Origin of the sequence: Lentibacillus kapialis (assembly GCF_014646635.1) — a bacterium.
GTDB lineage: Bacteria > Bacillota > Bacilli > Bacillales > Amphibacillaceae > Lentibacillus > Lentibacillus kapialis.
Map to the genome: position 1 here is coordinate 1 of NZ_BMNQ01000101.1, position 4542 is coordinate 4542.

7 protein-coding genes are annotated in these 4542 nt (G+C 36.9%); all 7 read left to right on the plus strand.

The window, feature by feature from the left end; all coding sequences use genetic code 11:
* Nucleotides 1-126: 126 nt before the first annotated feature.
* Nucleotides 127-327: a hypothetical protein gene (locus IEW67_RS17495; RefSeq protein ID WP_188634363.1), complete on the plus strand. Its 201-nt coding sequence runs from the start codon at nt 127-129 to the stop codon at nt 325-327.
* A 93-nt stretch (nt 328-420) separates the two neighbouring features.
* Entirely contained in the window at nt 421-954 is a 534-nt protein-coding gene (locus tag IEW67_RS17500) for a helicase (protein WP_373288590.1), read from the plus strand.
* A gap of 244 nt (nt 955-1198) precedes the next feature.
* Nucleotides 1199-1858, plus strand: a complete 660-nt coding sequence (locus tag IEW67_RS17505) for a DUF2268 domain-containing putative Zn-dependent protease (protein ID WP_229671946.1) — start codon at nt 1199-1201, stop codon at nt 1856-1858.
* A gap of 206 nt (nt 1859-2064) precedes the next feature.
* Nucleotides 2065-2247 (plus strand): hypothetical protein, encoded by a 183-nt coding sequence (locus IEW67_RS17510; protein ID WP_188634364.1) that lies wholly within the window; start codon nt 2065-2067, stop codon nt 2245-2247.
* A 228-nt stretch (nt 2248-2475) separates the two neighbouring features.
* Nucleotides 2476-3150, plus strand: a complete 675-nt coding sequence (locus IEW67_RS17515) for an HAD family hydrolase (protein ID WP_188634369.1) — start codon at nt 2476-2478, stop codon at nt 3148-3150.
* 165 nt (nt 3151-3315) lie between these two features.
* The gene (locus IEW67_RS17520; RefSeq protein WP_188634365.1) at nt 3316-4170 is read left to right on the plus strand and encodes a GNAT family N-acetyltransferase; all 855 of its coding nucleotides are present in this window, start codon (nt 3316-3318) and stop codon (nt 4168-4170) included.
* Nucleotides 4171-4331: 161 nt separating this feature from the next.
* The coding region (locus IEW67_RS17525) for a DUF4277 domain-containing protein (protein WP_188634366.1) at nt 4332-4542 on the plus strand (211 nt) is incomplete at its 3' end.

Here is a 4542-nt window from a genome sequence, read left to right on the forward strand (position 1 = left end):
ATTTGACGGCGATAATGTCGCTTAGAGGGCGAAAATGGAATTTCGACAAAAGCACTGTCATACAAGGGTTTCAGGCATTAATAAACACCCCGAATCCCTTGGTATGTGGGGTGCGAAACTCGAGTTGTGACTGTTTTAAATGAAATCTATGGATGGGTTCCGTATATATTAAGCATTGTTTTTGTGGTCGCAGGTTTATTTTTTAGTATCTATGGTTTTATTAATAAGTCATTGCAGAAACAAGTGGAAGAAATTAAAGACAGAGATAAGCAATGGCAGCAAGAGGTAAGCAAAGATCTTAAAGATGAGGATAAGGACGTCCAATAAACTTTATAACGTTTGTTCCAGAAAAGGGCGCAGTTGCAGAATAAATTTGTTCATAAGTAGGGCCATTTAACGAAATAAAGGGGGATACAATTAGTGATCGAAAACGAGAAGATATACCCTGCTTGCCAAACCATCGATAGAACAGTTGTGGTGGGTGGTCTTACGAAGTCGCAACTTTTTCAGAAGATGCAACAGCACTCTATTATGATGAATGAGCTTGGAAAGAAATTATTCGCCGATGATCGCTTTACAACCACCGATAAGACATATAGTTTAAAGACCGTTGAGCTAACTGTCCGTGACCTTGGCTTGCCAGAAGGAGCTACTACAAGTCAATTGTTTACAAGGGCAATGCAGCTCGACCTAGCATTGTGTCCGCTTGAACTAGGCCCTTATTTAAGATTAGAGTATCGGGATCAGCCTGAAGGTTATTTGGAAAAGCCAGCCCGAAAATATCAGGCTCCCTATGGCTCCATTACAATAGCATCAGGGACACTGACCGATGACGTCGAATTTCCGAAAGGCTTCTATCTCAGGAGAATCAATGACGTGTTGTGGTTGCGTGGGTATGTTGCGGATGATAAATACGTCTGGGGGCCCGATGATCACTTTGTCTTTATTAAATAAACGGGCAAAAAGGCGTTCATCAGAATTGATGGAGTTAGTGGAAAAAACATATTCATATTTGAGATGACAGGGGTGGGTAGTTATCAGTAATACCAAATCAACGGTTGAAATAGTTCCTAGACTTGACCATACTAAGCGGTTTATTGAGACAGTCAAATTAAATCCTCAGAAAAGTAGAGAAGAGTTATTCATTGATATTTTTGAAATCTCAAAAGAAGAATTAGAAACATTGTTGTTCTTCGGGATGTTTAGCTTGGATAATAATATTGACTCACTTGAATTACAATTAATCAAGATGCGTACGCTTGCTTATGAATATTTTATTAAAAAGGAACTAGAACTTTTACAAAAGCAATTCCCTTCTAATAGATCCATCCAATTTGAGTTGTTCATACTAGATGAAAATGATGATTTTGTTAAGAAAAAACTTGGTGGAGTTTCTGCCTTTACGGATTGGGATAGTAGGATGTGTTTTGCAGTTCTCCCAGAAAATAATATCCGTACAACACTGAAATCTGTTATTACTCACGAATATCATCATCACTGGCGTATTAGTGCTTTGGATATGGATGAAGAGAGCCAGACTTTACTTGATCGATTGATTTTGGAAGGTTTAGCAGAACACTTTGTAAGAATAAAACTAGGGGATGTTTATCTAGGACCATACAAAGATGCTCTAACAGAATACCAAGCTAAAGCATTATGGGAAAGCACATATAAAGAGCATTTATTTGATAAAGGGCAAATTACAGATTTATATATGTTTGGAAATGAAGAAGAGGGTTTACCTTTTTGGGGAGGCTATTCTTTGGGATATTACTTGGTAAAGTGGTATCTCGAAAGGAATGAAGATATTTCTATTGAAGAATTAACCTTGCTACCTTCTGATAAATTTATTGCTTGATTACAAAGTACTAACGTAGGTTTTCCCACAATGATGGAGCATCCCAGCTTCAATATAACTATCAGATAATATAAGTTTAAGACTATGCCGCAAACGGGCGCAATTCTGTAATAAAAAGGTTATCACTTCATTTTAATCTGGTTAAGTAAAGTTTAGGGTTAAAAGAATATGTGATAGATGAATTCAAAACTAAGGGGGGATTCAGCGTGTCTACAAGTATTGTTATAATCGCTATAGTATCTATAGTTATATGGATTTTGGTATCACAAGAACTTATAAAACCTTCTAAAGAAAATAAGGAGAAAAGAAAACTAATAACTCTAATGTCAGCTGGAAGCTTATCTACACTAATTTTGACCGTCTTTCTTTTTGAAAATATTCAATTATAAAAGATTGGAGGATACTTCAATAATGGGCGCTTTTATCGAACAATCATCTTCCGGAATAGGGCGCACTTCTGGAATAAGTGGGCGTTTTCCCTCTGTATGTGGCCAAAAATTATAGATTAACTTATTGTGAAAATAACAGGGATTTGAAATAATTGTCACTATGCTGGAAAGCAGTTATATGGGTAGTAAATCTTATGTATTACAAGCAGACTTTAGGGAGGAATTATCATTCTTAAGGCAGTTGTATTTGATTTAGACGGTACTTTATTAAATCGGGATGAGTCATTAAAAATATTTATAGAACAACAGTACAAGCGATTAAGTGAATGGTTACTCCATATTCCTAAAGATAAATACATAAAACGGTTTATTGAACTTGATAATCGTGGATATGTCTGGAAAGACAAGGTATATAAACAGTTAATTAATGAGTTTGGCATTGAAGAAATTACATGGGAAGAATTACTTCAAGATTATCTCAGTTACTTTAAAGAGAATTGTGTGCCTTTCTCAAATCTTATTAGTATGTTAGAGGAATTAAAAAGAAATAACATCCAAATCGGGATGATTACGAATGGAAAAGGACAGTTCCAAATGGACAATATTAAGGCTTTGGATATTAATAAATACACCGATACTATTCTTATATCTGAGTGGGAAGGTATAAAAAAGCCTGATCCTAAGATTTTTAAAGCAGCATTAGAAAAGCTTGATGTGTCTGCCAAGGAAAGTATTTTTGTAGGAGATCATCCTGAAAAAGATGTGAAGGCTGCACAAAGTATTGGAATGAAGACTATTTGGAAAAAAGGTGATCAATGGGGTAATGTGAAAGCCGATTTTATAGTTGATGATTTGGAAGAAATACCTCAAATCATCAACCAATTAAATTCGGAGCCTTATTAAATTACTGGCTTGCTTGGAACATCGGTGAAGCCTATGACACTCTTAAGCAAACGGGCGCCTTTCTGGAACAACGAATCACGCCATATTGGTGAATTCGGGCGATTTTGCGGAAAGGATCTTGGTCGTTGTTATAGACTTTATCTGTGGGAATGGGGGGTATTGAAAATGAAATTTAAGGTTTATGATAACGCTACAGAATTTGAAAGAAAGGTAGAGCCAATTTTATTAGAAAAGGAAGATATATTCAGTCTCTTTTTGGGAGTACTGCAAGCGATTAAAGCTGGTAAGTATGAAAACCCATTTATGGCAACAATTGAGGAGAATGGAAAGGTATTGGCTCTATTCCAAATGACACCTCCGCACCCATTAAATCTAATTTTTGCCGATGAAACTCGTTTAGAGGAAATAATGGATGTATTCATAAAAAATATGGTTGAACTTGAAATTCACTTTAATTCGATCATTAGTTTGAAACCTTGGGCATACAAAGTCGTGCCGAAATGGGAAAATAAATCAGGTATGACCCATCGACTACTTATGGATCAAGGGGTCTATCGATTAAATAAGGTATATGAAATACTTGATCACAGTTCCGGTACTTGGAGCTATGCAAAAGAGAGTGATTCTTCACTTATTGAGAAGTGGTTCAACTTATTTGAAAGTGATGCTGGAATGCCTATTTCGCCAATTGAACACGTGCAAGAACGTGTTGCGATGTTTCTAAAGCAACGAGAGGTTTTTGTTTGGGAGGATAAAGGAAAAATTGTATCTATGATGAAGAAGTCACGTCCTACAAAGAATGGTGTAACTGTTAGTTTGGTTTTTACGCCAAAGGAAGAACGAAGGAAAGGATATGCCAGGTCGCTTGTAGCAGCTATATCAAGGGAACTACTCAAAGACTATGACTTTTGCGTACTGTATACAGATATTATGAATCCGACATCGAATAAAATTTACAGAGAAATTGGTTATGAAAAAATTGCGGATTCTGTTCATCTGGGTTTTGACGGAGATGAATGACTTTGTTTATTATAAACCAAATTTAAAGCGGATCTTCAATTATCGGAGCGCTTATAACCCACATTCCGCGCCCCATTTGAAAACCAAAAATCTTTTTTGCAGGATTTCCCCCATGACATATCGAATGGTTAGGGTACAAGTAGTTTAATGAGGTGATGCCATTGAACAAGCCAATGCCACAGATTCCCGACTTTCAAGTATGTCGGGTGGGGGCTGCGCCAGTTATTCGGCAGTTAATTGAAAAGCTGGGGCTGATCGACCGGATTGATCACCTATCCCCTGTCAAAAAAGACGTTTGTCATGTGTCGGTAGGCACCCGTATTGCGGCCATCATGATCAATCAGCTGACGGACCGAAAAGCGCTTTATAAGG